19 protein-coding genes are annotated in these 24,468 nt (G+C 59.2%); 16 read left to right on the top strand and 3 right to left on the bottom strand.

The annotated features are described in order from the left end of the window. The first annotated feature begins 2 nt into the window (after positions 1-2). The gene (locus B9A24_RS05515; protein ID WP_234997011.1) at positions 3-1,598 is read left to right on the top strand and encodes a TolC family protein; all 1,596 of its coding nucleotides are present in this window, start codon (positions 3-5) and stop codon (positions 1,596-1,598) included. Between the two features lie 127 nt (positions 1,599-1,725). Here the strand turns inward: B9A24_RS05515 and B9A24_RS05510 are convergent, their stop codons facing one another. Continuing rightward, positions 1,726-2,079, bottom strand: coding sequence for a YybH family protein (locus B9A24_RS05510; RefSeq protein ID WP_394334633.1), 354 nt, complete (start codon positions 2,077-2,079; stop codon positions 1,726-1,728). Between the two features lie 465 nt (positions 2,080-2,544). Here B9A24_RS05510 and B9A24_RS05505 point away from each other — a divergent pair, with 465 nt between their 5' ends. From B9A24_RS05505 to B9A24_RS05480, 6 genes are all read left to right on the top strand, one after another. Next, a complete protein-coding gene (locus B9A24_RS05505; protein ID WP_084444180.1) occupies positions 2,545-3,213 on the top strand; it encodes an ABC transporter ATP-binding protein in 669 nt (222 codons plus the stop codon). Positions 3,214-3,339: 126 nt separating this feature from the next. Beyond that, complete coding sequence (locus B9A24_RS05500; protein WP_084444179.1) at positions 3,340-4,587, top strand: ABC transporter permease; 1,248 nt, start codon at positions 3,340-3,342, stop codon at positions 4,585-4,587. Next, positions 4,587-5,774 carry an ABC transporter permease gene (locus B9A24_RS05495; protein WP_084444178.1) on the top strand — a complete coding sequence of 396 codons (1,188 nt, stop codon included), beginning with the start codon at positions 4,587-4,589 and terminating at the stop codon, positions 5,772-5,774. Before B9A24_RS05500 ends, B9A24_RS05495 begins: the two co-directional genes overlap by 1 nt. A 173-nt stretch (positions 5,775-5,947) precedes the next feature. Beyond that, a complete protein-coding gene (locus tag B9A24_RS05490; protein ID WP_084444177.1) occupies positions 5,948-7,330 on the top strand; it encodes a sigma-54-dependent transcriptional regulator in 1,383 nt (460 codons plus the stop codon). A 102-nt stretch (positions 7,331-7,432) separates the two neighbouring features. Continuing rightward, positions 7,433-8,737, top strand: coding sequence for a sensor histidine kinase (locus B9A24_RS05485; RefSeq protein WP_084444176.1), 1,305 nt, complete (start codon positions 7,433-7,435; stop codon positions 8,735-8,737). Positions 8,738-8,801: 64 nt separating this feature from the next. Further along, positions 8,802-9,485 carry a DUF1345 domain-containing protein gene (locus B9A24_RS05480; RefSeq protein ID WP_234997010.1) on the top strand — a complete coding sequence of 228 codons (684 nt, stop codon included), beginning with the start codon at positions 8,802-8,804 and terminating at the stop codon, positions 9,483-9,485. A 19-nt stretch (positions 9,486-9,504) separates the two neighbouring features. Here B9A24_RS05480 and B9A24_RS05475 read toward each other — a convergent pair whose 3' ends face one another. After that, complete coding sequence (locus B9A24_RS05475; protein ID WP_084444175.1) at positions 9,505-12,465, bottom strand: glycosyltransferase family 117 protein; 2,961 nt, start codon at positions 12,463-12,465, stop codon at positions 9,505-9,507. Positions 12,466-12,854: 389 nt separating this feature from the next. On the opposite strand from B9A24_RS05475, the gene B9A24_RS05470 reads away from it, so the two are divergent. From B9A24_RS05470 to B9A24_RS05430, 9 genes are all read left to right on the top strand, one after another. Beyond that, the gene (locus B9A24_RS05470) at positions 12,855-15,299 is read left to right on the top strand and encodes an alpha/beta hydrolase family protein (protein ID WP_084444174.1); all 2,445 of its coding nucleotides are present in this window, start codon (positions 12,855-12,857) and stop codon (positions 15,297-15,299) included. A gap of 222 nt (positions 15,300-15,521) precedes the next feature. Then, positions 15,522-16,838: an LVIVD repeat-containing protein gene (locus B9A24_RS05465; RefSeq protein ID WP_159451952.1), complete on the top strand. Its 1,317-nt coding sequence runs from the start codon at positions 15,522-15,524 to the stop codon at positions 16,836-16,838. Beyond that, positions 16,838-17,578, top strand: coding sequence for a hypothetical protein (locus B9A24_RS05460; protein WP_084444172.1), 741 nt, complete (start codon positions 16,838-16,840; stop codon positions 17,576-17,578). The genes B9A24_RS05465 and B9A24_RS05460 overlap by 1 nt, the downstream gene beginning before the upstream one ends. 173 nt (positions 17,579-17,751) lie before the next feature. Then, positions 17,752-18,528: a PPK2 family polyphosphate kinase gene (locus B9A24_RS05455; protein ID WP_084444171.1), complete on the top strand. Its 777-nt coding sequence runs from the start codon at positions 17,752-17,754 to the stop codon at positions 18,526-18,528. Between the two features lie 153 nt (positions 18,529-18,681). Next, on the top strand, positions 18,682-19,641 hold the full coding sequence (locus B9A24_RS05450; RefSeq protein WP_084444170.1) for a 1-phosphofructokinase family hexose kinase: 960 nt from the start codon (positions 18,682-18,684) through the stop codon (positions 19,639-19,641). Next, positions 19,641-20,069, top strand: coding sequence for an NUDIX hydrolase (locus B9A24_RS05445; protein ID WP_234997009.1), 429 nt, complete (start codon positions 19,641-19,643; stop codon positions 20,067-20,069). The genes B9A24_RS05450 and B9A24_RS05445 overlap by 1 nt, the downstream gene beginning before the upstream one ends. A gap of 349 nt (positions 20,070-20,418) precedes the next feature. Then, positions 20,419-22,545: a prolyl oligopeptidase family serine peptidase gene (locus tag B9A24_RS05440; protein ID WP_084444169.1), complete on the top strand. Its 2,127-nt coding sequence runs from the start codon at positions 20,419-20,421 to the stop codon at positions 22,543-22,545. Positions 22,546-22,699: 154 nt separating this feature from the next. Further along, positions 22,700-23,491 carry an SDR family NAD(P)-dependent oxidoreductase gene (locus B9A24_RS05435; RefSeq protein WP_084444168.1) on the top strand — a complete coding sequence of 264 codons (792 nt, stop codon included), beginning with the start codon at positions 22,700-22,702 and terminating at the stop codon, positions 23,489-23,491. A 108-nt stretch (positions 23,492-23,599) separates the two neighbouring features. After that, complete coding sequence (locus B9A24_RS05430) at positions 23,600-24,187, top strand: hypothetical protein (protein WP_084444167.1); 588 nt, start codon at positions 23,600-23,602, stop codon at positions 24,185-24,187. A 30-nt stretch (positions 24,188-24,217) separates the two neighbouring features. Here B9A24_RS05430 and B9A24_RS05425 read toward each other — a convergent pair. Next, positions 24,218-24,468, bottom strand: a 251-nt coding sequence (locus tag B9A24_RS05425) for a DUF72 domain-containing protein (protein WP_143434773.1), incomplete at its 5' end; no start/stop codon positions are given.

Below are 24,468 nucleotides of genomic sequence, written 5' to 3'. Positions count from 1 at the left end.
CCATGCTACGTTTCTTTAGTTTTCCGATACTAACCAATCGACAGGCTCTCATTTTCCCCGAAGTAATGCGACTGAAGCATTTGTGGGGGCCGGAGGGCGAGGTCAATCGTGGCAAAATGCCCCCCAGCGGCTTGTGCAACAATACGCGAACTAAAAGTTCGCGCTACATGCTGGTGCTTGCCTTGCTCTTTACTTTCCCCGCCCAGGCCCAGCAGGCGCTGAGTCTGGTGGAGGTAATTGAGCTGGCGCTCAGCCAGTCGGCCGTGGCCCAGCAGGCCCAGACCAGCCGCGAGACTAGCTACTGGCGCTGGCGCACCTACCGGGCCGCCTACCTTCCCCAGCTTGGCCTACAAGGCATTATCCCGGAGTTCAGCCGCAACATTGCCCCGGTTATTCAGCCCGACGGCACCACCGAGTTTCGGGCCGTGCGCATCAACAACTCCAACCTGGCCGTGACCATGAGTCAGAACATCGGGCTCACCGGGGGGCAAATCTTCGTCAGCTCCGACGTGCAGCGCTTCGATGACTTCGACCGCGGGCAGCGCCGCTACAACACGACGCCGGTTATCGTCGGCCTCAGCCAGCCCATTGGCGGCTACAACGTGCTTTACTGGGCCCGCCGCATTGAGCCGCTTCGCTACGAGGAGGCCCGGCGGCAGTTCGTGGTCCAGCGCGAAAACATTGCCCAGCGCGTCACGGAGCTGTATTTCGATGTGTTGCAGCAGCAGGTAAACGCCGAAGTAGCGGGCCAGAACGTGCAGGCCAACGAGGAAATGCTGCGCACCAGCCGGGAGCGGTATCAGCTGGGCCGGCTTTCCCAAAACGACTTGTTGCAGCTGGAAGGCAACGTGCTCACGGCCCGCCGCAACCGGGGACGAGCCGTACTGGACGCGCAAAACGCGGCTTTGGAGTTGCAAAACTATACCAGCGTAGGCGGCGCGACCGTGGCCCTGCTGGTACCACCGCCTCCAGCCCAACTGGTGGTAGCACCTGAGCAAGCCCTAAACCTGGCCCGCCAAAACCGCAGCGAAATGCTCACCTATCAGCGCCAGCTGTTGCAGGCCGACAGCAGCATGGCCGGGGCCAAAGGCACCACCGGCCTGCGGGCCAGCCTGACCGCCAACCTGGGCTACGTGAACCGCTCCGACCGCTTCGTGGAGAGCTACCAGGACCCGCAGAACCAGCAGCAGGTGCGCCTGGCTTTTTCCATGCCTTTGGTGGATTGGGGCCGGCAAAAGTCCATCATCAAAACCGCCGAGCTGACGCGCCAACAGCTTCAGCGCAACGTGCAGCAAAACCAAGCCACGTTTGAGCAAACGGTACTGGCCCAGGCCGCCCAACTGAGCACCCTCAGCGACCAGCTAGCCTTGGCCGCCCGCGCCGACACGCTGGCTCAGCGGCGCTACGCCATTGCCCGCGCCACCTACCAGGTCGGCCGCTATAGCCTAACCGATTTGAACATTGCGTTAGCCGAGAAAGACCAAGCTAGACGCGCCTACATTCTGGCCCTGCGCGACGGCTGGGTTGCCTACTACCGCTTGCGTGCACTCACTTTGTATGACTTTGAGCGGCAGCGCCCCTTAATGGCCACCCGCTAACTCATATTTGCGGATTACGCCCCGCTTAAAGTAAAGCCCGTACCGGGTTGAAGTAGCCGGAGAAACCCTAGCTTTCCCGCTACTTCAACCCGGTACGGGCTTAGTAGCTGACCAATAGAAGGCTACACTACTGAGCAGGCGCTGGTAAGCTAGTGTTCCAGATATCTTGGTGAAGTCTCCATTGGCCGTTCTGCTCTTTCCAGACTACGAGGTATTTTCCCTGATCTATTTGTTGGCCATCCGAACCCAACAGCGTGTAAGTGCCAAGTTCGATGGCGGTGTCTTGCAGCTCTTCCACTTCCCGGCTTTTCAACTTTAACTGCTTAATTCCCATATCTATAGCTCCTTGCCAAAAGGCCTGAACACCAGCTGCGCCTTGAATCGGCTCCATACCTGTTGGAAGCAGGCTACCATCAGGAGTGTAGGCAGCAATGGCGACGGCATCGCCCCGCCCAAAACTAGCTTCAAACATGTCGTTCACACGCCGGATTTCGGTAGTGATACTGGTAGCAGTGGCAGAAAGTAGGCATAGGAAATTGGATTGAGGTGGAGATTAAATTAGAAGTAATATATAAATATATCTCAATTAAAAACAATGGATAATAGAGCATAACCATCTACTGATTACCAGTGATTACTTGCTCCCTGCTAAAAGCGCACAGGTACCAATTCATATCCGAACACCTTGTCCATTTTTGGACACTATTTACAAGGGCATGAAGCTCGTTTTACAAATCAATTGTTTGATTTACAGTAATATACCCTGTTGGCACGACGCTTGGCTAATAAGGTAGAAGCCGGACCGACTGTGATTCACAACCGGACAGTACGCCTGCGATTCTATACCATCTCCTCGCCAACTAACTGCCTCCTCCCAATGAATACGATAACTGCACACAGCAACGCTGCTTCTAAATCTCAGATAGCTTCAGCCTCAACGCCTCCCATGCTCCAACTCACCGACATCGAGAAAGTCTACCAGACCAAAACCATCGAAACCGTGGCCCTGAACCGCGTGAACCTGACCATCAACAAGGGAGAGTTCGTGTCGGTGATGGGACCGTCGGGCTGCGGCAAATCTACGCTGCTCAGCATCATGGGCCTGCTGGATGAGCCGTCGGGGGGCATTTTGGAGCTGGATGGCCGGCCGGTGAAGTCGTACTCCGATAAGGAGCTGGCCCACCTGCGCAACCAGAAAATTGGTTTCGTCTTTCAGAGCTATCATCTGATCAACGACCTCTCGGTGCTCGACAACGTGGAGCTGCCTTTGCTCTACCGGGCCGGCGTGGGGGGCAAAGAGCGCCGCCAGCGCGCCCACGCGGCCCTCGATAAAGTGGGCCTCAGCGCCCGCACCACCCACTTTCCCTCGCAGCTTTCGGGCGGGCAGCGCCAGCGCGTGGCCATTGCCCGCGCCCTGGCCGGCCGGCCCGAAATCATCCTGGCCGACGAGCCCACCGGCAACCTCGACTCGGTGATGGGCGAGGAAATCATGGATCTGCTGCTGGGCCTGCACCGCCACGACGGCACCACCATCGTGATGGTGACCCACGACGAGCAGCAAGCCCAGAAAACCGAGCGCCTGATCCGGTTTTTTGATGGCAGCCAGGTCGCTTGAACGTCATGCAGAGCGAAGCGAAGCATTGCGCCCGCTTCGTTGGATCACTAATCAGCCGTCAGCGGGCGAGATGCTTCGCTTCGCTCTGCATGACGTTTTAATAAAGTCTGAAACCCCCAAATATTCATGCTTCTTAGCTATCTAAAAATTGCCTGGAAAGTGCTCTTGCGGCGCAAGTTCTTCACCTTCATCAGCCTGTTTGGCATCAGCTTCACGCTGATGGTGCTGCTGGTGGTGTATGCCATGTACGACCATACGATGGGACCGCACACGCCGGAAAAGCGGGTAGATCGGCTGCTGTTCATCACCAAGCTGGAGCTGTGGTCGGACCATAGTCAGAGCAATTCCGGGGCTAGTTACTCTTTTCTAGACCGCTACGTGCGACCGCTGCGTACGCCCGAAAAAGTGTCTATCGCCACGGATGGCGGCTCATTGGTAGCCTATGTGGGCAATCAGAAGCTGAAGCTGGACACCAAATCGACGGATGGCGAATTCTGGCAGGTGCTGGACTTTGACTTCCTTGCCGGCCGGCCTTATACCGTGCGCGAGGTACGGGAGGGCGCTTACGTAGCCGTTATCAATGAGAGCACCAGCCGGCGCTACTTTGGCACGACGCAAGGCGTAATAGGCCGCTTCCTCGAAGCCGATGCCCTGCGCTTTCGGGTAGTGGGCATCGTGCGCGACGTGCCGGCTTCCCGGATGCTTACCACCGCTGACCTCTGGAAGCCGATTACGGTGAGTACGGTTGACCTGCGCGACCCCAGCTACCTAGGGCCGTGCATGGCCATTCTGCTGGCCCGCGATGCGGCCGATATTCCCACCATTCAGCAGGAGTTTCGCCAGGTAGTAAGCCGGGTGCCCGTACCCGATCCGAAGGCCTATACGGAAGTGCGCGTGTACGCCGAACCGATACTGGGCAACCTCCTGACGCGAGAGCTTTTCAGGACAACGGGCCCGGACAATGGCACGGGCCGGTTCATGGCCCTGGCATTCGGACTTAGCTTATTATTCATGCTGCTGCCGGCCCTGAACCTGGTTAATCTAAACGTGAGCCGGATGCTGGAGCGCAGCTCCGAAATCGGCGTCCGCAAGGCTTTTGGGGCTACCAGTGGGGTACTGGTGGGGCAATTTTTAGTCGAAAACATCTTTCTAACCCTGCTAGGCGGCGTGCTCGGGCTCGGACTGGCCGCCGGGGTGCTGCATCTGCTCAACGGCAGCGGCCTTATTCCCTACGCCCATTTCACGCTCAGCGGGCGGGTGTTTGGGGCGGCGCTGGGGGTGGCCGTATTTTTTGGAATGCTGTCGGGCGTGTATCCGGCTTATAAGATGTCGAAACTACAAGCCGTGCAGGCCCTGAAAGGAGGGACCAACTAATGCTACGCCATTTATTTACGCTGATCTGGAACCGCAAGCGGGCCAACTTTCTGCTAATCACCGAAATCTTTCTGGCCTTCGTAATTCTGTTCGTGGTGGGCAGCACCCTGGTCTATAGCCAGCAGAACTACCGTACGCCGCTGGGCTTCGATTACGAACAGGTGTGGCAGGTTGACCTAGACCCCGGAATGCAGCCCAGAGCCCAGCGGGCCGCCACGCAACGGCAGGTTATTCAGCGTCTGAAGTCGCTGCCCGGGGTGCGTTTCGTGGCGCGCAGCAGCTCGAACACGCCCTTTTCGGGCAATAGCAACCGGAGCGATTTGCGCCGCACCAAAGAAAGCGGCGGCGCTTACGTGAACGGCAATTTTTACTACGTGGAAGATGCTATGCGCGACGTACTGGCTCCGCATCTTATCGAAGGCCGCTGGTTTGATAAGCGCGACGACGCCTCGACGCGGCAGCCTGTTATTATCACCCAAGAAACCAGAGAGAAACTATTTCCGGGGGAATCACCCTTAGGCAAAATCATTCCTAATGGCGACCAGGAAATGCAGGTAGTGGGCGTGGCAGGCACCTATCGCGCCAGCGGCGACTTAAGCGAGCCGCGAGCGGCTGCTTTTCTGCGCGTCAGTCCTCAGGATACATCTTTTGAGCACTTGGAAACCCTGCTTGTGCGAGTACAGCCGGGAGCCGGAGCCGCGCTGGAAAAGCGCATGACCACCGAGATTTTGGCCATTGGTAAGGGCTGGTCCAGCAATATTACGCCACTGGCGGAGCAGCGGGCCGCCCAGCTGAAGCTAATAGTAACGCCGCTGGTGGCGCTGGTGGTGGTGTGCGTGTTTCTTATTATCAACGTAGCCCTGGGCCTGTTCGGTGTGCTATGGCAAACCATCAACCAGCGCCGCACCGAAATCGGGCTACGCCGGGCGTTGGGGGCCAGCGCGCGGGCCATCAGCGCGCAGATCGTGGGCGAGATTCTGGTTGTCAGCACCTTTGGGCTAGCTCTTGGCCTGCTGGTGGCGGCGCAGTTTCCTCTGCTGGGCGTGCTGGGCGTAAAGACCAGCGTGTACCTGACTGCCATGCTGCTGGCCACGGCACTTATCTATACCCTCACGGCCGTGTGCGCCCTGTATCCGAGCTGGCTGGCGGCGGGCATTCATCCGGCCGTGGCCCTGCGCGAGGAGTAACTGCCTCAACCCCTAGCCCCTTCTCCGGGGGGAGAAGGGGAACTAGCTTTAACACTAGAAGGCTAGTCAATGCTAATTTTCTAGAAAAGCAGAAGCTAATCCCCCTTCTCCTCCCGGAGAAGGGGCTAGGGGTTGAGGCCCTCATTGCAAAACCCCTCCCTTACCTTCACCCCATGATTCTCATTGCCGACGACGACCTGGCCATTCGTACCTCGCTCAGCCTCTTGCTCAAGCAGGCCGGCTACGCCACGCAGGCTGCCGCCACGCCCGCCGAGGCCCTGCGAATCGTGCGCGAAGCCGCGCCCGCCCTGGTGCTCATGGACATGAATTTCTCGCTCGATACCAGCGGGCAGGATGGGCTGCGGCTGCTCAGTCAGGTAAAGGAAATTGCCTCCCAGACGCCCGTTATCCTCATTACCGGCTGGGGCAGCATCGCCCTGGCCGTGGAGGGCATCAAGGCCGGAGCGACCGAGTTCGTGACGAAGCCCTGGAACAATGACGCCCTGCTCCAGACCATTCGCACGATTCTGAGCTTGCCGGAGGCGGTGGTTAAAGAGGATACGCTGAGCCGCCGCGAGTTGGATAAGCAGTTTGATTTTGGCAACATCGTGGGCTCGGACGCGCAACTGCTGCAGCTGCTGCGCGGCGTGGGCCAGGTGGCGGCCACCGATGCGTCGGTGCTGATTGAGGGTGAAAGCGGCACGGGCAAGGAGTTGATTGCCGAGGCCGTTCACCAGAACAGCCACCGCCGCCGCCAACCCTTCGTGAAAGTGAACCTGGGGGGCATTTCGGCCTCGCTGTTTGAGAGTGAGATGTTCGGGCACCGCCGGGGGGCTTTTACCGATGCCAAAGCCGACCGCGCAGGCCGCTTCGAGCTGGCCAACAAGGGCACGATATTCCTGGACGAAATCGGAGAGCTGGATCTGAGCAGCCAGGTAAAGCTGCTACGCGTGCTGCAAGACCGCACCTACGAGGTCCTGGGCGACTCGCGCCCCCGCACCCTGGATATTCGCGTGATCTGTGCCACCAACCGCCACCTGGCCGGGCTGGTGCGCGAAGGGCGCTTCCGCGAAGACTTATTCTACCGCATCAACCTCATCACCGTGCGCCTGCCCGCCCTGCGCGAGCGCCCCGATGATATTCCGCTGCTAGTCAATTTCTTTGTGCAGAACCTGCGCGCCACCTACCACCGGCCTACGCTCAAAGTGAGTACGACGGCCCTGCACTGGCTGCGCGGGCTGCCTTTAGCCGGCAACATCCGGGAGTTGAAAAACCTGGTGGAGCGGGCCGTGCTGGTCAGCGGCAAAGACGAGCTGGAGCCCGAAGATTTCCAGGCTCATTTCCAAAAAATGCCCCCCAACAGCGCGGCCGCTCCCGATTTGCCCCCCGTGGGCACCATGACCCTTGAAGAGTTGGAAGCCCAGATGATTCGCAAGTCGATGGCGCACTATGGCGGCAACGTGAGCCGTGTGGCGAAGGCCCTGGGCCTGAGCCGGGGCGCGCTGTACCGGCGGCTGGAGAAATTCGGAATACCGTATGACGCGGCAGAAAAATAGAGAACGAGAAGCCAGAACGACGCTTCCCTCCTCATCTGAGGAGGGAAGCGTCGTTCCAACTACCTATTATCTCTAGCTTGGCTTCGATTTTTCATTCCTTCTATGACCCTGCGCGTCAAATTCCTGCTTTTTGTCGTCATCATTCACGGGGTCCTGATTGTGCTGGCCGCGCAGCTCGTGCGCACCAATACCGTGCTGTTCTTGGTAACGGAGGCGCTGCTGGTTGTTTCTATTATCCTTACCACGCAGCTGTATCGGGGCTTCGTGCGGCCGTTTCAGCTGATTGCGGCCGGCACGGCGGCCATTCGGGCCAAAGACTTCTCCCTGAAATTCGTGCCCGTGGGCCAGCGCGAGATGGACCAGCTCATCGACGTGTATAATCACATGATCGACGAGCTGCGCCGGGAGCGCGTGGCCCAGCACGAGAAAAGCTTGCTGCTTGAGCGCCTCATTCAGGCTTCGCCAGCGGGCATTCTTATCTTGGATTTTGATGGCAAGACAGAAGCCACCAACCCGGCCGCCGAGCGCTTTCTGGGGCTGACATCTCAGCATTTGATCGGTCAGCCCCCCGCCGCCCTGCCGGGCGACTGGGGGGCTTTTTTAAGCCAATTGAAACCCAATGAGCCGCAGATAGTCCAGCTGTCGGGCATGCAGACATACCGCGCCTCCAGGGGCCATTTTCTGGACCGGGGCTTTACGCGCTATTTTATCCTGCTGGAAGAGCTGACCGAGGCCCTGATTCGCCAGGAGAAACAGGCCTACGAGAAGCTGATCCGCATGATGAGCCACGAAATTAATAACTCCATCGGGGCCATCAACTCCATTCTGCAAAGCTTCCACCACTACGCCCCCCAGCTCACTTCCCCCGACCAGTCTGACTTCCGCGAAGCCCTCGACGTATCCATTGCCCGCAACACGCACCTGGCCAACTTTATAGCTGGCTTCGCCAACCTAGTGCGCCTGCCCGCCCCCACCCGCCGCTCCTGCGACGTACACGCGCTGCTGCGCGCCACGCACCGCCTTATGCAGGTGCCCAGCGAGCGGCGGCAGGTGGCCTGGCACTGGGATCTGGCCCCCGAGCCGCTGCGCGCCGACCTGGATGCCCAGCAGCTGGAGCAAGTGCTGATCAACATCACCAAAAACGCTCTCGAATCTATTGGCGACAACGGCAAAATTATCATTCGCACCCGCCTTCACCCGCCTTTACTACAAGTTGAAGACGACGGCCCCGGCATCGCGCCGGAGGCGCAGCGGCGCTTGTTTACGCCCTTTTTCAGTACCAAGCGCGACGGTCAGGGCATCGGCCTGACCCTGATTCGGGATATTCTCTTGCAGCACGGGCTGCGCTTCAGCCTGGAGACGGTGGAGGGGCGGCGGACGGTGTTCAGTGTGTGGCTGGGGGAGTAGTGGCGCAGCTAACTATCAGCGCGAAAAGCTAGCTTACGTACCTTCCTCATCCTTCTACCTACCAATGGCTTCTGCTTCTGCCTGGCATTTGGTGCTGCGACGCTTCGAAATGGTGCCCGCCTGGGTGCGGCTGAGCATCTCGCTGGTGCTGGCAGGCGTTGCGTACCGGCTGGTGCCGCCGCAGTGGCACGCAGCTTCCCGCGTTACTGCTGCCTGGGATGCTTTTGCGCTCTCAACGCTGGTTCTTACCTGGGCAATTATTCCGGCAGCCGACGTGGTCCACATCCGCCGGGTGGCCAACCGCGAAGACCCCGGCCGCCGGCTTACGTTCGTGTTTCTGCTGGTAGCCGCGGTAGCCAGTCTGCTGGCTGTCGTGCTGCTGCTTGGCTCCATAAAAGAAGTAAATTCCTCCTCCAGGATAATCCATATCGTACTGGCCGTAGTGGCCGTGCTTACCGCCTGGCTGCTGGTACATACGGTATTTACGCTGCGCTACGCGCATCTGTACTACGATGAGGGGCCAGGGGGCCAGGCCGGCGGACTGGAGTTTCCGGGCGGCGAAAAGGAGCCCGACTACCTCGATTTTGCCTACTATGCCTTCGTCATCGGCATGACGGCCCAAACGGCGGATATCAGCATCAGCGGCCGGGCCATGCGACGCCTGACACTGCTGCATGGGCTGCTGGCTTTCGCGTTTAATACGGCTATCGTGGCCTTGAGTATTAATGGGTTGGCGGGGCTGCTGTAAGGGCCTCAACGACTGGCCTCTACCGCCCGTACTGCTCGGCCAGCGCCACCACCCGCGCGGCGCGCACCTGGTCGCCGGTGTCGGTGGCGGCCTGGTAGAGGCGTTGGAGGGTCATTAGGTTGGTGGCTACTTCCTGCTCGAATAAGGCCCGGTCGTCGTGGGTGCGGTAGTAGGCCAACGACTGCTGGGTGCGGCTGGTAAGCGTGTCCATGATTTCGTTGGCACGGGGCTTTTCGCCGCCTGCCGCCAGGGGCGCTACCAGCTCGGGCGTGTAGAGGTCGTAGGGAATAGCGGCGTCGGGCATTACCTGGAGGCAGCGCAGAGCCACTTCTTTCGCTTTCAACGGCTCGCCGGCGTGCAGGTAGGCCTGGGCCAGCTGACCGAATTTGTCGCGGTACTGAGCCAGCGTGCGGCGGTTAATTTCGTCGTAATAAACCTTGGGGTTGTTCAGGTTACGGTACGCGAATTTGTTCATCAGCGAATCATAGGTGAGCTGGCGGGCCACGTAGCCGACGCGCTGAGGCTGAGGATCGGGGTTGCGGCAGGGCAAAATGCGGTAGGCCATGCCTTCCAGCTGCAGGTAAGGCTCCAGGCCCATCCCCTCCTGCTGGGCCACGGCATTGGCAAAATACACCGGCCGCCGCCAGTCGTTGGAGGCCAGAATATCCAGGATAACCAGCTTGCTTTTATCCAGATACTGTTTGCCCATGCTCCACTCCATGCGGTCAACCAAGTGGCTTTCCCGCTCTTGGGGAATGATGCCCAGGCGCTTGACTTTCTCCTTATCAATGGGCAGATAAAACTTATCCGATGGGTACGACAGCATTGTCTGGCCGCTTTGCGTTTGGACTTGCAGCAGGGGGCTATTTTCCCGCACCAGCTGCATAAATTCCTGCACATTCACGGCCGGCACCGCGGGGTTAGCTACATAGGGTAAGTAGTCGTTGGTGCCCGATTGGTAGCTGGAGGTCGGCAGCGTCAAGGCCACGGGAGCCGACTCGTAGCTGCGGCGGCGCAGCTGCTCGATGTGCCAATCGGTGGGCAGGTACTGGAGCACGGCAATTCGTACGTCGCGGCGGATGCCTTCTACCTCCTGGGCGTACCAAAGCGGGAAGGTGTCGTTGTCGGCGTAGGTGATGAGAATGGCGTTCGGGGCGCAGGAGTTGAGCAGGTTGTAGGCCGAATCAGCGGCGCTGTAGCGGCCAGAGCGGTCATGGTCGTTCCAGCCTTCCACGGCCAGTATGCCCGGCACGAGCAAGCCCAGCACCATAGCAGTTGCCACCCGCAAGTTGGGCGTACGCAGCAGATACCGCAGCACCTCGTGCAGACCCAGCACCCCCAATCCCATCCAGATGGCAAAGGCGTAAAACGAGCCCACAGACGTATAATCCCGCTCCCGCGGCTCGATGGGCGGCTGATTCAGATACAGCACAATTGCCACGCCCGTAAGACCAAACAGCAAGCCCAGTACCAACGTCTTGCGGCCGTCGCGGCGCGCCTGGTACACCAGGCCCAGACCGCCCAGCAGCAAGGGCAGCAGCAGGAAATTATTGCGGGCTTTATTGTCGGCCAATAGCTGGGGCAGGCCGTTTTTGGTAGCTCCGGGCAACAAACTACCCGCCTGCTGCACGTCGCTTTCGCGGCCCACGAAGTTCCAGAGGAAATAGCGCCAGTACATATGACCCAGCTGGTAGCGCCACAGGAAAGCCAGGTTCTGGCCCATCGTGGGCTTCACATCTTCGCGCACGTCCACCCACTTCTGGTACTCGCTGATATGGCCGGGACGGTTGCTGTAGAGGCGGGGCAGCAGGGTGTTATCCGCGGTGGCGTACTCGTTTTCCAGGCGGTGGTCGCTGATGACGTACTTGTTGCCCTGGCGGATGTAGCGCGGCGCTCCTTGCGTTTGGGCGATGGGCTGGGCGTTAAACTGGGGGCCGTAGAGCAGGGGCCGGTCACCGTACTGCTCGCGCTTCAGATAGCTCACGAAGGAGAGCACCTCGTCGGGCTTATTCTCGTCGATGGTGGGGTTGAAACCCGAGCGAATCGGTACAATCAGGTAAGACGAGTAGCCAATTAGAATAAACACAAAGGCCAGTAAGCCGGTGTTCAAAAGTTGATTTTGGGTGCGATTCGCGTAGCGAAAACCGAACACAATCGTCCCTAGAAACAGCGCCAAAAACACCAGCACCCCGGAGTTGAACGGCAGGCCCATGGAGTTCACGAAAAACACCTCAAAAGACCCAGCCAGCGTCGGCAGGCCGGGAATGACCCCTACTAAAATACCCCCCAGAATAGCTCCACTCACCACCAGCGTTAAAATGCCCCCCAGCCAAGTAGGCCGGGCGCTACGGCGGAAATAATAGATAAAGCCCAGCGCTGGCAGCGCCAGCAAATTGAGCAGATGCACGCCAATGGATAAGCCCACAGCATAGGCAATCAGAATCAGCCACCGGTCCGAGCCGGGCTCGTGGGCGCGGTTTTCCCACTTCAGCATCGTCCACACCACGAAGGCCGTGCAGAGCGTGGACAGGGCGTACACCTCCGCCTCCACGGCGTTGAACCAAAACGTATCGGAGAAGGCAAAGGCGGAGGCGCCCACTGCGCCCGCACCCAGAATCAGCGCCGTTTCGGGGAGCGAAGGCTCAGTCGTTGACGCATGGCCCTGCACCAGCTTGCGGGCCAGCATGGTGATGGTCCAGAACAGAAATAGCACCGTAAAGGCGCTGCTCACGGCTGAAACGCCATTAATAAGGCCCGCGACCAGGCTGGCATCACCAAAGGAAAACAGCGAAAAAACCCGGCCCAGCAGCAAAAACAGCGGCGCGCCCGGCGGGTGCGGCACCAGCAGATGATGCGACGTAGCGATGAACTCGGCGCAGTCCCAGAAGCTGGCCGTGGGCTCCAGGGTGAGGAGGTACACGGTGAGGGCACCGGCAAAAAGCAGCCAGCCAAGCAGGTTATTCGTCCGTTGGTAATTCATGGGCCATGGGGGGCTTTTGTGAGTGAAGGTGGGGGAAAGATGCGGCAGAGTGGTGTACGGTTGCCTGGGCCTCACCCCAACGATTGGCCTCACCCCCCGGCCCCCTCTCCTAGGGGAGAGGGGGAGCCTAACGACTCGTTCGGCGAAGCACCAGCTTAGGCTGGCACTTCTACCGTTTATACAGGAGAAGCTTGCGCACCACAGGTAACGCGGTAGCAGTATCTGAGGCGAAAGCCGAAGGTGCTGCGTAGGCCGAGCGTGTGGCTCCCCCTCTCCCCTAGGAGAGGGGGCCGGGGGGTGAGGCAAACCGTTAGGAGAGTAAGGCCCACATAAGGCCACTCGTTGAACGAACTTCCCTATCTTCCCCCTACCAACCTTACCCTCGCCCCATGAAAAAACTCTTCCTCCTCGGTAGCCTGCTCGCCATCCACTGGACGGTCCCCGCCCAGGACCTCACCTACCAGATGCCCCCCAAGGCTATTGTCGACCTGGTAGACGCGCCCGTGACGCCCCGCGTGAGCATCGCGGCCGATGGCAAATGGCTGCTGCTGCTCGACGTGCAGGATTTGCCCAGCATCGCCGACCTCTCCCAGCCCGAGCTGCGCATGGCCGGCCTGCGCCTGAACCCGCGCACCAACGGTCCCAGCCGCGTGAGCTACTCCACGAGTCTGAAGCTCAAGCGCCTGGCGGGCGGAGCCGAAATCCCGGTGAAAGGCCTGCCCACGCCGGCTAAGATCAGCGAGGTCAGCTGGTCGCCGGACGACAGCAAGGTTGCCTTCGCGCTTACCACCGAGGCTACAGCCGCGGCTGGGGGGCAAATTCAGCTGTGGGTGCTGGACGTAGCCACCGCCACGGCCCGCCAGATTCCGGGTGTGCGCCTGAACAGCGTGTTCGGCACCGCCTACCGCTGGCTGCCCGACAACCAGACGCTGATTGCCCGCACCGTGCCCACCAACCGGGGTCCGGTGCCCGATGCTACCGCCGCGCCTACGGGCCCTATCGTGCAGGAAAACGTGGGCCGCACGGCCGCCGCCCGCACCTACCAGGATTTGCTGAAAAACCCCGGCGACGAAAAGCTATTCGACTACTACGCCACCACCCAGCTCATGAAAGTGAGCCTGGATGGCAAAACGCAGCCGCTGGGCCAGCCGGGCGTGATTCAGCAGGCCACGCCTTCGCCCGATGGCAAGTATATTCTGGTGGAAACCCGCCACCGGCCTTACTCCTATCAACTCACCGTGGGCAGCTTCCCGGTGAAAGTAGATGTGCTGGATCTGGCCGGCAATCTGGTCAAATCCATTGCTGATCTGCCGCTGGCCGATAACGTGCCGACCAGCTTCGACGCCGTGCCCACCGGCCCGCGCAGCCACGACTGGCGCGACGACGCTCCGGCTACTATTTATTGGGTAGAAGCCCAGGACGGCGGCGACCCCAAAAAAATTGCCGCCGTGCGCGACAAAGTGCTGACGCTGGCTGCCCCCTTTGCCGCCGCGCCCCAGGAATTGGTCGATCTGCCTCTGCGCTTCCGGGGCATTACCTGGGGCAACAACACGACGGCTCTGGTGAATGGCTACCGCTGGGCCGACCGCAAAGTGATGACCTGGGTGGTGAACCCGACCACCAAAATGCCCCCCACGGTCCTCTTCGACCGCTCCTCCCAGGATACCTACAACGACCCCGGTACGCCCTACCAAAAGCCCAACGCCGCCGGCCGCGACGTGCTGGCCCTCGGCGGCCCCGACCAGCAGACTATCTACCTGCTCGGCGACGGTGCCTCGCCCGAAGGCAACCGCCCTTTCGTGGACCAATTAAACCTGAAAACCCGCAAGACGGAGCGCTGGTGGCGCTCCGAGGCGCCGTACTACGAGGTGCCCGTGGCTATTCTGGACACGGATAAGCGCCTGCTTGTGACGCGCCGCGAGTCGGTAGAGCAGGCTCCGAACTACTTTTTGCGTGATGCGAAGAAGAAAAATAAGCTGACCGCGCTGACCAGCTTCCCCAACCCCTACCCGGCCCTGGGCGCGCTCAAAAAGCAGGTACTCCAGTACAAGCGCGCCGATGGCCTGCCGCTCACGGCCAACCTGTATTTGCCCCCCAACTACAAAAAAACCGATGGGCCGCTGCCTACCTTGCTCGAAGCCTACCCCGCCGAGTACAAGGATAAAAGCACCGCCGGCCAGGTAAAAGGCTCACCCTATACCTTCACCCGCCTGACCTGGGGCTCGCCTATTTTCTGGGTAACGCAGGGCTACGCCGTGCTCCAGAACACCTCCATTCCCATCGTGGGCGAAGGCACCGCCGAGCCCAACGATACCTACCTGGAGCAGTTGGTGGCCGGGGCCAAAGCCGCCATCGAAGAAGGCCAGCGCCTGGGCGTCGTGGACCCTAAGCGCGTGGGCGTGATGGGTCACTCCTACGGAGCCTTTATGACGGCTAACTTATTAGCGCATAGTAATTTGTTTAAGGCTGGTATTGCCCGCAGCGGCGCTTACAACCGCACGCTCACGCCTTTCGGCTTCCAGGCTGAGGAGCGCACGTATTGGGAGGCCCCGCAGGTGTACGATAAGATGTCGCCCTTTACGGCGGCCAACAAAATCAAGACGCCGATTCTGCTCATTCACGGCGAGGCCGACAACAACTCCGGCACTTTCCCTATCCAAAGCGAGCGGTTTTATAACGCCCTGAAAGGCCACGGGGCCACGGCCCGCTACGTGGTGCTGCCCTTCGAGTCGCACGGCTACGCGGCCCGCGAGTCCATCATGCACATGCTCTGGGAGATGGATTCGTGGCTGAATAAGTATGTGAAGGAAACGCCCCCCGCGCCGGTGAATTAGCAAAAACCTTTCTGCCTTCTAACTTACAGAACCGCGCCGATGGCGCGGTTCTTTTTTTGGCCACTGTCTGAGAATGTCATGCTGTGCTGTGCATGACATTTTTTTTGCCAAAGGCCGTGCAACCATTTCGCCTGCTATGTGGCTCCCAGAAAGGAAGTCACAGCAATGTCGTTGCTGCTTCGCGCCGAGCTTTTTTCCTTTCACTCAAGCTACCTTATTGCTATGGTCAGATTTTACAAATACCTGCTCAGCTGCGTCGTGCTGCTGGGCATGGGTGCCTGCTCCGATGAATCTGACGAAACTCCACAGCCGGGCGACGTCGCAGGCTTCCGCTGGTCCGGCACGGGCAGTTATGTACAGACCGCCTATTGCCCCCTGCTGATGACGCGCCCGGCGCTGGAAGGATCGGTGGCCGCGCGACCGGCCCAGGCCATGCACAACACCGGCAAGATCTATCTGCACGGCCGCTACGTGTTCGTGAATGAGCGCTACGAAGGCGTGCATGTAATTGATAACCAGGATCCAAAAAATCCGCGTATCGTCAGCTTCCTGCGCATTCCGGGCAACGTGGATATTGCGATAAAAGGCAATCTGCTCTACGCCGACAACGGCCCCGATCTGGTCACCATTGACATCAGTAATCCGCTGGCGGTAAAGGTGGTCAGTCGCGTGCGCGAGGCCTTCCGCGAGCTGCCAATGCCCGAAAGGCTGGGCGTGCATTCCGACTGCCTGCCCGCCAGCTGGCCCGCGAATACGGTGGTAGTGGGGTGGCAGAAACGAACAAGCACCATGGCCTACAATCCGGCCCTGGATTGGGGTGCGCGAACGGCATTTAACAGCTCCCCCACCGCTAATTCGGCCCCCGGCGCGGCTGGTACGGGCAAGGCCGGCTCCCTGGCCCGATTTGCGGTGCTCGACGACATGCTTTATACCGTGGATGAGAGCAGCCTGCGCCTCTTCGATCTTGCTTTGCCCGCCGCGCCCGCGCCCGGCCCCAAATTGCCTCTGATGTTTGGCGTCGAAACCATCTTTCCCTACGACCATTACCTGTTTCTGGGCACCCAGCGCGGCATGTACATTTATGACGTCGCCACGCCTAAGTCGCCGCGCCAGGTATCTTACTTTCAGCACGTCATGAGCTGCGACCCAGTGGTGGTCGACGGCCGCTTCGCCTACGTGACCCTGCGCACCGGCCCCATGTTCTGCCGGGGCGGCGGTATGCAAGTCAATGAGCTGCAAGTGATTGATCTCACGAACCTTAGCAACCCCAAACTAGCGCGCACCTACCCGATGACGGGCCCGCAAGGCCTGGGAGTAGACAAGAACCAGCTCTTCGTATGCGACTCCGATGGTCTGAAAACTTTCGATACCAGTCAGGCCCCTTTGCTGACGCAGAAGCAGCACTACAAGGTGGCCGTCACCGACGTGATTCCTAATGACGGTACGCTGCTGGCCATCGGCTCCAATGGCTTGTACCAATACAGTTACGCCGGTGCCCAATTGCAGCAGCTAAGCTTTCTACCAATTACGGCTAAGTAATGGCTGCTCCCCTGCAAATTTGCCCCCCAGCACCGCGCTGGGGTGGCCTGTGGCTGGCGCTGGCCTTGCTGAGCTTTAGTTTGAGGGCTGGGGGGCAAAATCTGCCTGTGCTGAACGCTTCATCCCTCAAATTTGCCCCCCAGCATGTGGTGATGAGTGGGTATTGGCTGGAAGTAGAGCATCAACGAGCCCGCCATCCGCAGCAGAGCCTCACGCTTACCCCGCAGTTGTATTACGGCCCCACTGGTCGGCCCGATGGGGCTCGAAGTGCCAACCCACTGAACGAGGATGAGTCGGTGCGCGGCTTTGGTGTGCAAGGCCAGCACCGCTTCTATGTCGTGCCCGCCAGGGCGGCCTTCCCCGCGGGCTTGTACGTAAGCTACGGTCCGCATTTTCAGCACTTCCTGATGACTTTTCATCGGAGCAGCTGGCGCGAAATCCAAGGCCCCGGCAACCTGCCCTACTACGAATACGGCCCCGTGCGCTTCACCGAAAAAATCATCCGCTACGGCGGCTCCATGCAGGTAGGCTACCAGGCTCCACTACCGCCCGGTCCCGTTTTTATCGACCTGTTCATGGGCCTGGGCTGGCGCCAAAGTCACTCCAATTCAGCTATTGAAGGCAGACAATACCGCTCCGGTTCCTCCAATTATGGGCACCAGGGCTTCTACTTCCCGGCGGGCGTCAAGATTGGCGTAGCCCTCAGCGCCCTGCGTCCACGCCCATCGGCTACCATGTAGCAATGGCCGAGCCGCCGAGGCGGTTTTCATTCGGGGGGCTTTTTCAGCTTTCTTCGCTACCCTAGCGACCAATCCAAACCTACGTTGAGTGAAAAGCCGGAGTTGTTAGGGCTCAGCTTAACCTCCTGGCCTGCTTCGCGTACCTGAGTAAGCAATTACTCAACCCTGAACCGATGAAAACTCCTGCTGCCTACAACCTGCTCAAGGCTCCCTCCCGGGCACCGGGGGGCGTTGAGAAAGAAGACACCGAGAGTGAGCTGGAGCGCATCAGAGAGGATTTGGGGGAATTGCAGTACCGGCTCTACGCCGAAAATCGCCGGAGCGTGCTAGTAGTATTGCAAGGCATGGACGCCAGCGGCAAAGACGGCCTGATTCGGCGGGTCTTCAGCGGCATCAACCCACAGGGCGTGCAGGTACATGCGTTTAAGGAACCCACCGAAGAGGAGCTGGCCCACGATTTTCTGTGGCGCGTGCATCATCATACCCCGCGCACCGGCATGATTCACGTCTTCAACCGCTCCCACTACGAAGATGTGCTCATCACGCGCGTGCTGGGCCTCATCGATGAGAAGGAAGCCAAACACCGCTTCGAGGCCATCAATGCTTTCGAAAACCTGCTCCAGCAGGCCGGTACGACGGTGCTGAAATTCTACCTGCACGTCTCGGAAAAGGAGCAGCGCGAACGCCTGACCGAGCGCGTGCACGACCCGACCAAACAGTGGAAATATGAGGCCGGCGACGAAGACAAAGCCAAACAGTGGCCCGAATACCGCGACGTGTACGAAGACGTTTTCCGCCATTGCAGCCCCAAGTCGTGCCCCTGGACGATCGTGCCCTCCGATCAGAACTGGTACAAGGCCTACGTGGTGGCCAAAACGCTGTGCCAAACCTTACAGGACATGGACCCGCGGTTTCCGCCCACCAAGGCCGAAAAGCACAAGCCGGAATAGCGCGGCTATAAGTCGCGTCTCTACCTGATTTAAATATGTTTGCTCCAGCTTCTGAACAGGCACAGCGCAACCCCGAGCCCCGAGGCCAGTAAACGGGTAGTGACCATTGGCTGAAGCATTTTTGGGCAAGCAACTGGCACTGATTCTTACCTCATGAAATCCATCGTTACGCTTACCCTGAACCCGACGGTAGACAAGAGCACTTCCGTTGATAAAATTGTGCCTGAGCATAAGCTGCGCTGTGCCACGCCCAAATTTGAGCCCGGTGGTGGCGGCATCAACGTGTCGCGGGCACTACGGCGGCTGGGCAGCGATACGTTGGCGGTGTTTCCGGCGGGTGGCCCCATTGGCTCGCTGCTTCAGCATCTGCTCACGGAAGAAGGCATCGCGCAACACCCCATAGAAACGGCTGGCTGGACCCGCGAAAACTTTATCGTGGTTGATACTTCCTCCAACCAGCAATACCGCTTCGGCATGCCAGGCCGCGAGCTATCGGCGGCGGAGCAGCTGCGCATACTGGATGCGCTGCGGTCCATTGCGCCGCGCCCCGAGTTTCTGATTATCAGCGGCAGCTTGCCCCCCGGCGTTGAGCCCGATTTCCTGGTGGCCATCGTACAGGCAGCCAACCAGGCGGGGGTGAAGGTGGTGGTTGATACCTCCGGACCAGCGCTCCAGCGCTTAGTGGAAGCGGGTGGCGTATACCTGATCAAGCCCAACCTGGGGGAGCTGAGCCGGTTGGTAGGCGCGAGTGAGCTGGACAGCGCCTGCGTAGCCGAAGCCGCCAGAGAATTAATCGGCGACAACAAATGCACGCTGGTGGCCGCCTCTATGGGTCCGCAAGGCGCTTGCCTTATCTCGCAAGACCTAGTTGACCACGTACCGGCTCCCGCCGTCAAAAAACGCAGTACTGTGGGCGCAGGCGACAGCATGGTGGCTGGTATGGTCCATGCCCTGTCTGCCGGGCTTCCGCTGCGCGAAGTAATACGGCTGGGTGTGGCCTGCGGCACAGCCGCCACTATGAATCCGGGCACTGAGCTATTCCACAAAAAAGACGTGGACAAGCTCTATCAGTGGCTGCTCCAAACCATGCCGCGGGAAAAAGCATTCAGCTGATGCCGGAAAACAAAATGCCCCCCAGTCAGAAACTGATTGACAAAATAGCCTGGCTGCACCTGCACGAAGGCAAACTATTGAGCACGCGCAGCCGCGGCAAAGACCGCTACTACATTCCGGGCGGCAAGCGCGAGACCGGCGAAACCGACGAGCAGACGCTGCTGCGCGAAATCAGGGAGGAGCTGACGGTGGAGCTGTTAGTAGAAAGCATTGTGTACCGGGGCACCTTCGAGGCACCCGCCCACGGCCACGCGCCGGATGTGCAGGTGCGGATGACCTGCTACGGTGCCCGCTACACGGGCACCATTCAGCCCGCCGCCGAAATTGAAGAGGTAATATGGCTAACCTACCGTCATCGCCCCCAGGTATCGGCCGTCGACCAGCTGATTTTCGACTGGCTCAAGTACCAGCAACTACTGGCTGAGTAGCCCGATTTTTCAACTTTATTATGCTGCAAAATTCCAAAGGCCCCGAGCTTCCCGCGTGGGTATTTCTCCTGATTCGCTTCGGCTCGCTGGCATTGGTCGCAGTAGTGGCTTACTTTGTATTCAGGTGCGATAGCTAAGCAAGCTATACCAAGGGCTGCAAGAACGAGGTAGAGACATATAGTTGTGTCTCGTCGTTGAACGACTGATTCCGTGCCGTTCACCTACACAACGCCCGCGACGATTGAAACGCCAATACGCGTCTTCACGACGGGAATGAAAAGAGTAGCAGGCAAAACTGATTTACTTCCGGTATTTTACCGGAAGTTATTGCTCACCAAGCCTACACACAATGAAACTCCTTCTTCCCGCGCTGGCGGCGGTGCTGTTCGGCGCTCAGGCGTACGCCCAAACCAACCTGAAAACGCTGCCTTACCCGCAAACCAAAAAGGTGGACACCGTCACCACTTACTTCAGCACCAAGGTAGCCGACCCTTACCGCTGGCTGGAAAACGACCAGGCTCCCGAAACTAAAGCCTGGGTGCAGGAGCAGAACAAAGTAACCCAGAATTATCTGGCGCAAATCCCCTACCGCGACGCCATCCGCAAGCGCATCGAAACGCTGTGGAATTATGAGAAATACAACGCTCCTTTCAAGGAAGGCAAATACACTTATTTCTCCAAAAACACTGGCCTGCAAAGCCAGTTCGTACTCTACCGCCAGCTCGGCGACGCGGCCCCGGAAGTCTTCCTCGATCCGAACAAGTTTTCCAAAGACGGCACCACCTCGCTGGGGGGCATTTCTTTCTCCAAAGACGGCAGCCTGGCCGCCTACCAAATCTCGGAAGGCGGCTCCGACTGGCGCAAAGTCATCGTGCTCAAAACCACTGATAAATCCATCGTCGGCGACACGCTGCGCGACGTGAAGTTTTCGGGCTTGGCCTGGCGCAGCAACGACGGCTTTTATTACAGCAGCTACGACAAGCCCAAAGCCGGCAGTCAGCTGGCCGGCCTCACGCAATATCATAAGCTGTTTTACCACAAGCTCGGCACCCCGCAATCCTCAGACAAACTCATATTCGGCGGCGACAAAACCCCGCGCCGCTACATCGGCGCCGGCCTCACCGAGGACGAGCGTTTCCTGGTCATTACGGCCGCCAATACCACCACCGGCAACGAGCTGTACGTGCAGGATTTGAGCAAGGCCAATAGCGCTATTGCGCAGGTAGTCAGCGACGAGAAAAACGAGCACAATGTGGTGGACAATGTGGGGGGCAAATTGTATATCCACACCAACCTGAACGCGCCTAATTTTCGGGTCGTCACGGTGGATGCGGCCAATCCCAAAACCGCTAATTGGCAAGACCTGATTGCGGAGAATAAAAACGTACTCAGCGTCTCGACGGGCGGCGGCAAAATCTTTGCTAACTACCTCAAAGACGCCACTTCCCTGATTGAGCAGTACGATATGAGCGGCAAAAAGGAGCGTTCTATCGAGTTGCCTGCCGTGGGCTCGGCCGGTGGCTTTGGCACCAAGAAGGAAGAGAAAGAAACCTACTACACCTTCACTTCCTACGTCTATCCGCCCACCATTTTCAAGTACGATATTGCCACCGGCAAATCTACCGTGTATAAGAAAGCCGGCGTGCAGTTTGACCCCACCAAATACGAGTCGAAGCAGGTGTTTTACACCTCTAAAGACGGCACCAAAGTACCCATGCTGATTACCCACAAAAAAGGCCTGGTACTAAACGGTAAAAACCCTACGCTACTCTACGCTTACGGCGGCTTTGGCGTGAACATTACGCCTGGTTTTAGCACCTCTAATATTGTGCTGCTGGAGAATGGCGGCATCTATGCCGTGCCCAACCTGCGCGGCGGCGGCGAGTACGGCGAAACCTGGCATCAGGCCGGCACCAAGCTCAAAAAGCAGAACGTATTCGACGACTTTATTGCCGCCGCCGAGTATCTGGTCAAAAACAACTACACCTCCAAAGACTACCTCGCTATTTCGGGCGGCTCCAACGGCGGTCTGCTGGTGGGCGCCACTATGGCCCAGCGCCCGGACCTGTGCAAAGTCGCTTTTCCGGCCGTGGGCGTGATGGATATGCTACGCTACAACCAGTTTACCGCCGGCGCTGGCTGGGCCTACGATTACGGCACCGCCCAGGACTCCCAGGAGATGTTTGACTACCTCTACAAATACTCGCCCTACCACGCCCTGAAGCCTGCCGCTTACCCCGCTACCATGGTCACCACCGCCGACCACGACGACCGGGTAGTGCCCGCGCACTCCTTCAAGTTTGCCACACGCCTACAGGAAATGCAGAAAGGCCCGGCCCCGGTGCTCATCCGTATCGAAACTAAGGCCGGCCACGGGGCCGGCCGCTCCACCGCCCAGGTCATCAGCGAGCAGACCGACAAGTGGGCCTTCATGTTCCAGAACATGGGTGTGCCTTATTCGGCTGCTTCCAATTAGCAAGGCTTAGTTTCAGACGCGAAAGCGGGTCGGCCCATGTTGGGCCGACCCGCTTTTTTTGTCCGCTCCTGCTCAGGCCGCCTTTTTTTCAAATTACTTTCCCTGTTTATCAGTAACTTATATAGCGAATCATTCACCCTAAACCCTTTCTGCTATGAACAACGAAACCGCCTTGATCACCGGTGCCTCCAGCGGCATTGGTCTGGAGCTGGCCCGCTGCTTCGCCCGCGACGATTACCGCGTCGTGCTCGTGGCCCGCCATCTCGATGAGTTGAAGGAAGCCGCCCGCCTGCTCCATCAGGAATTTGAGGGCGTCGACATCGTGCTGCTGCCCTTCGACCTGAGCCGCCCCGAAACGCCTGAGCAGATCTACGCCGAAACCACCCAGCGCGGGCTCCAGATTGACGCCCTGGTGAACGATGCCGGCTTTGGCGAAACCGGCTATTTCACGGATACCGACATCGCTACCGAGCTGAACATGATTCAGGTAAACACGGCCTCGCTCGTGCACCTGACCAAGCTGTATCTGCGCGATATGGTGGCGCGCAACTCAGGCAAGATTTTGCAGCTAGGTTCCATTGCCTCGTTTTCGCCCAGCCCCTGCCAGGCCGTGTACGCCGCCACCAAGGCCTTCGTGCTCAGCTTCACCGAGGCAATACAGCACGAGCTGAAGCAGCAGAAATCGGCCGTCACGATGACCATTCTGTGCCCACCGCCCACCGATACTAACTTCTTCCATGTGGCCCACGCCGAGCATACCCGCGCCGCCAGCCACCCGGCGTCGGCCCGCGCGGTGGCCGAGGGCGGCTACGACGATATGATGGAAGGCGCGGCCCGCTCACTGCCCACCGTCAGCGCCAAATTCAACTTTTTCTCCAGCCTAGTTCTCCCCGATTCCATGCTGGCCACCCTGATGAACACGCAATTGCAAAGTGCCAGACGCTAAACCAACCCTCCGCTGAGAACGCCTCCCAACCAATTTGGCCGGGGGGCGTTTTTATTTGTACCAAAGGCTCCCGCGAGCCGACCACCTAACTTTCTACTCTTCAAAATCATGGATACCCCCCGCGTTTTTTCCGCCGATACGGAGGATGCTCTATGGCAGCAGGTGACTGCCGATATCAACCAGCAAAGCGAATTATTTGAATACGATGCAGAGCTGGTGCAGGCAGGCTACCACATCCGCATGGCCATTGATATTGACTTGGGGGGCGGTTTTGAGGGCGGTTTCGAAACCACGGCCTTTACCGCTTTGGTCCCCAACCAAACGCCCCTGCGCTTCGCCATGCACGAGCAGGACTGGGTGCATGAGATTGGCAAGCTGCTCGGCCTCACCGATATAGAGCTGGGCGACCCGGAGCTGGATGCTACCTTTATCATCACCACCAACAGCGCCGATACGCTCCGCGCCCTGCTGCTTGCCGACCCCCACCTGCGCCAAACCCTGCTGCGCCACCCAAATGCGCGCCTGAGCCTAGCTCCTACGTCTGAAAGGCCCGCTGCGGAAGTCTACCTGATGTTCACCGAGGACGCTGCTATCATCGATCCGGCCGAGTTACGCGAAGTATATCATCTCATGATCAGCCTGTTGCAAAAGATAACGTCGTTGCCTATTCCCGCCTCCGACTCACCGGCTGCCTAAGCCTCACCTGTGCTGCTACGGTCCCGCCTACTAGCTTGTAAGCGCCCCGCTGGTTGCCGGCTCCGCGTTCAGTAGCTTCTGTAGCTGCCGTGCGTTCAGTACACCGGCTCCGCCGATGCCGTTGTTGAAGTAGATATAGGCTTCTTTCACCGTGGGCTCTGCCTGAATTTCCTGGGCCACGCGCTGCAAAAACGCCTCATCGTAAGGCGATGTGTACAGCACCGGCACGCCGTGAAAGCGGTAGTACACCTGCGGCGTATTTACGATCACCGCATCGGGTA

It is taken from the genome of Hymenobacter roseosalivarius DSM 11622, from assembly GCF_900176135.1.
Classification (GTDB): Bacteria; Bacteroidota; Bacteroidia; order Cytophagales; family Hymenobacteraceae; genus Hymenobacter; species Hymenobacter roseosalivarius.
This window is presented reverse-complemented; position numbering and strand designations above follow the sequence as displayed.

Excerpts from the sequence above, each read along its gene's own strand:
- B9A24_RS05515 (WP_234997011.1), top strand. The coding sequence starts at position 3 with ATGCTACGTTTCTTTAGTTTTCCGATACTAACCAATCGACAGGCTCTC.
- B9A24_RS05505 (WP_084444180.1), top strand. The coding sequence starts at position 2,545 with ATGCTCCAACTCACCGACATCGAGAAAGTCTACCAGACCAAAACCATC.
- B9A24_RS05500 (WP_084444179.1), top strand. The coding sequence starts at position 3,340 with ATGCTTCTTAGCTATCTAAAAATTGCCTGGAAAGTGCTCTTGCGGCGC.
- B9A24_RS05495 (WP_084444178.1), top strand. The coding sequence starts at position 4,587 with ATGCTACGCCATTTATTTACGCTGATCTGGAACCGCAAGCGGGCCAAC.
- B9A24_RS05490 (WP_084444177.1), top strand. The coding sequence starts at position 5,948 with ATGATTCTCATTGCCGACGACGACCTGGCCATTCGTACCTCGCTCAGC.
- B9A24_RS05485 (WP_084444176.1), top strand. The coding sequence starts at position 7,433 with ATGACCCTGCGCGTCAAATTCCTGCTTTTTGTCGTCATCATTCACGGG.
- B9A24_RS05480 (WP_234997010.1), top strand. The coding sequence starts at position 8,802 with ATGGCTTCTGCTTCTGCCTGGCATTTGGTGCTGCGACGCTTCGAAATG.
- B9A24_RS05475 (WP_084444175.1), bottom strand. The coding sequence starts at position 12,465 with ATGAATTACCAACGGACGAATAACCTGCTTGGCTGGCTGCTTTTTGCC.
- B9A24_RS05470 (WP_084444174.1), top strand. The coding sequence starts at position 12,855 with ATGAAAAAACTCTTCCTCCTCGGTAGCCTGCTCGCCATCCACTGGACG.
- B9A24_RS05465 (WP_159451952.1), top strand. The coding sequence starts at position 15,522 with ATGGTCAGATTTTACAAATACCTGCTCAGCTGCGTCGTGCTGCTGGGC.
- B9A24_RS05460 (WP_084444172.1), top strand. The coding sequence starts at position 16,838 with ATGGCTGCTCCCCTGCAAATTTGCCCCCCAGCACCGCGCTGGGGTGGC.
- B9A24_RS05455 (WP_084444171.1), top strand. The coding sequence starts at position 17,752 with ATGAAAACTCCTGCTGCCTACAACCTGCTCAAGGCTCCCTCCCGGGCA.
- B9A24_RS05450 (WP_084444170.1), top strand. The coding sequence starts at position 18,682 with ATGAAATCCATCGTTACGCTTACCCTGAACCCGACGGTAGACAAGAGC.
- B9A24_RS05445 (WP_234997009.1), top strand. The coding sequence starts at position 19,641 with ATGCCGGAAAACAAAATGCCCCCCAGTCAGAAACTGATTGACAAAATA.
- B9A24_RS05440 (WP_084444169.1), top strand. The coding sequence starts at position 20,419 with ATGAAACTCCTTCTTCCCGCGCTGGCGGCGGTGCTGTTCGGCGCTCAG.
- B9A24_RS05435 (WP_084444168.1), top strand. The coding sequence starts at position 22,700 with ATGAACAACGAAACCGCCTTGATCACCGGTGCCTCCAGCGGCATTGGT.
- B9A24_RS05430 (WP_084444167.1), top strand. The coding sequence starts at position 23,600 with ATGGATACCCCCCGCGTTTTTTCCGCCGATACGGAGGATGCTCTATGG.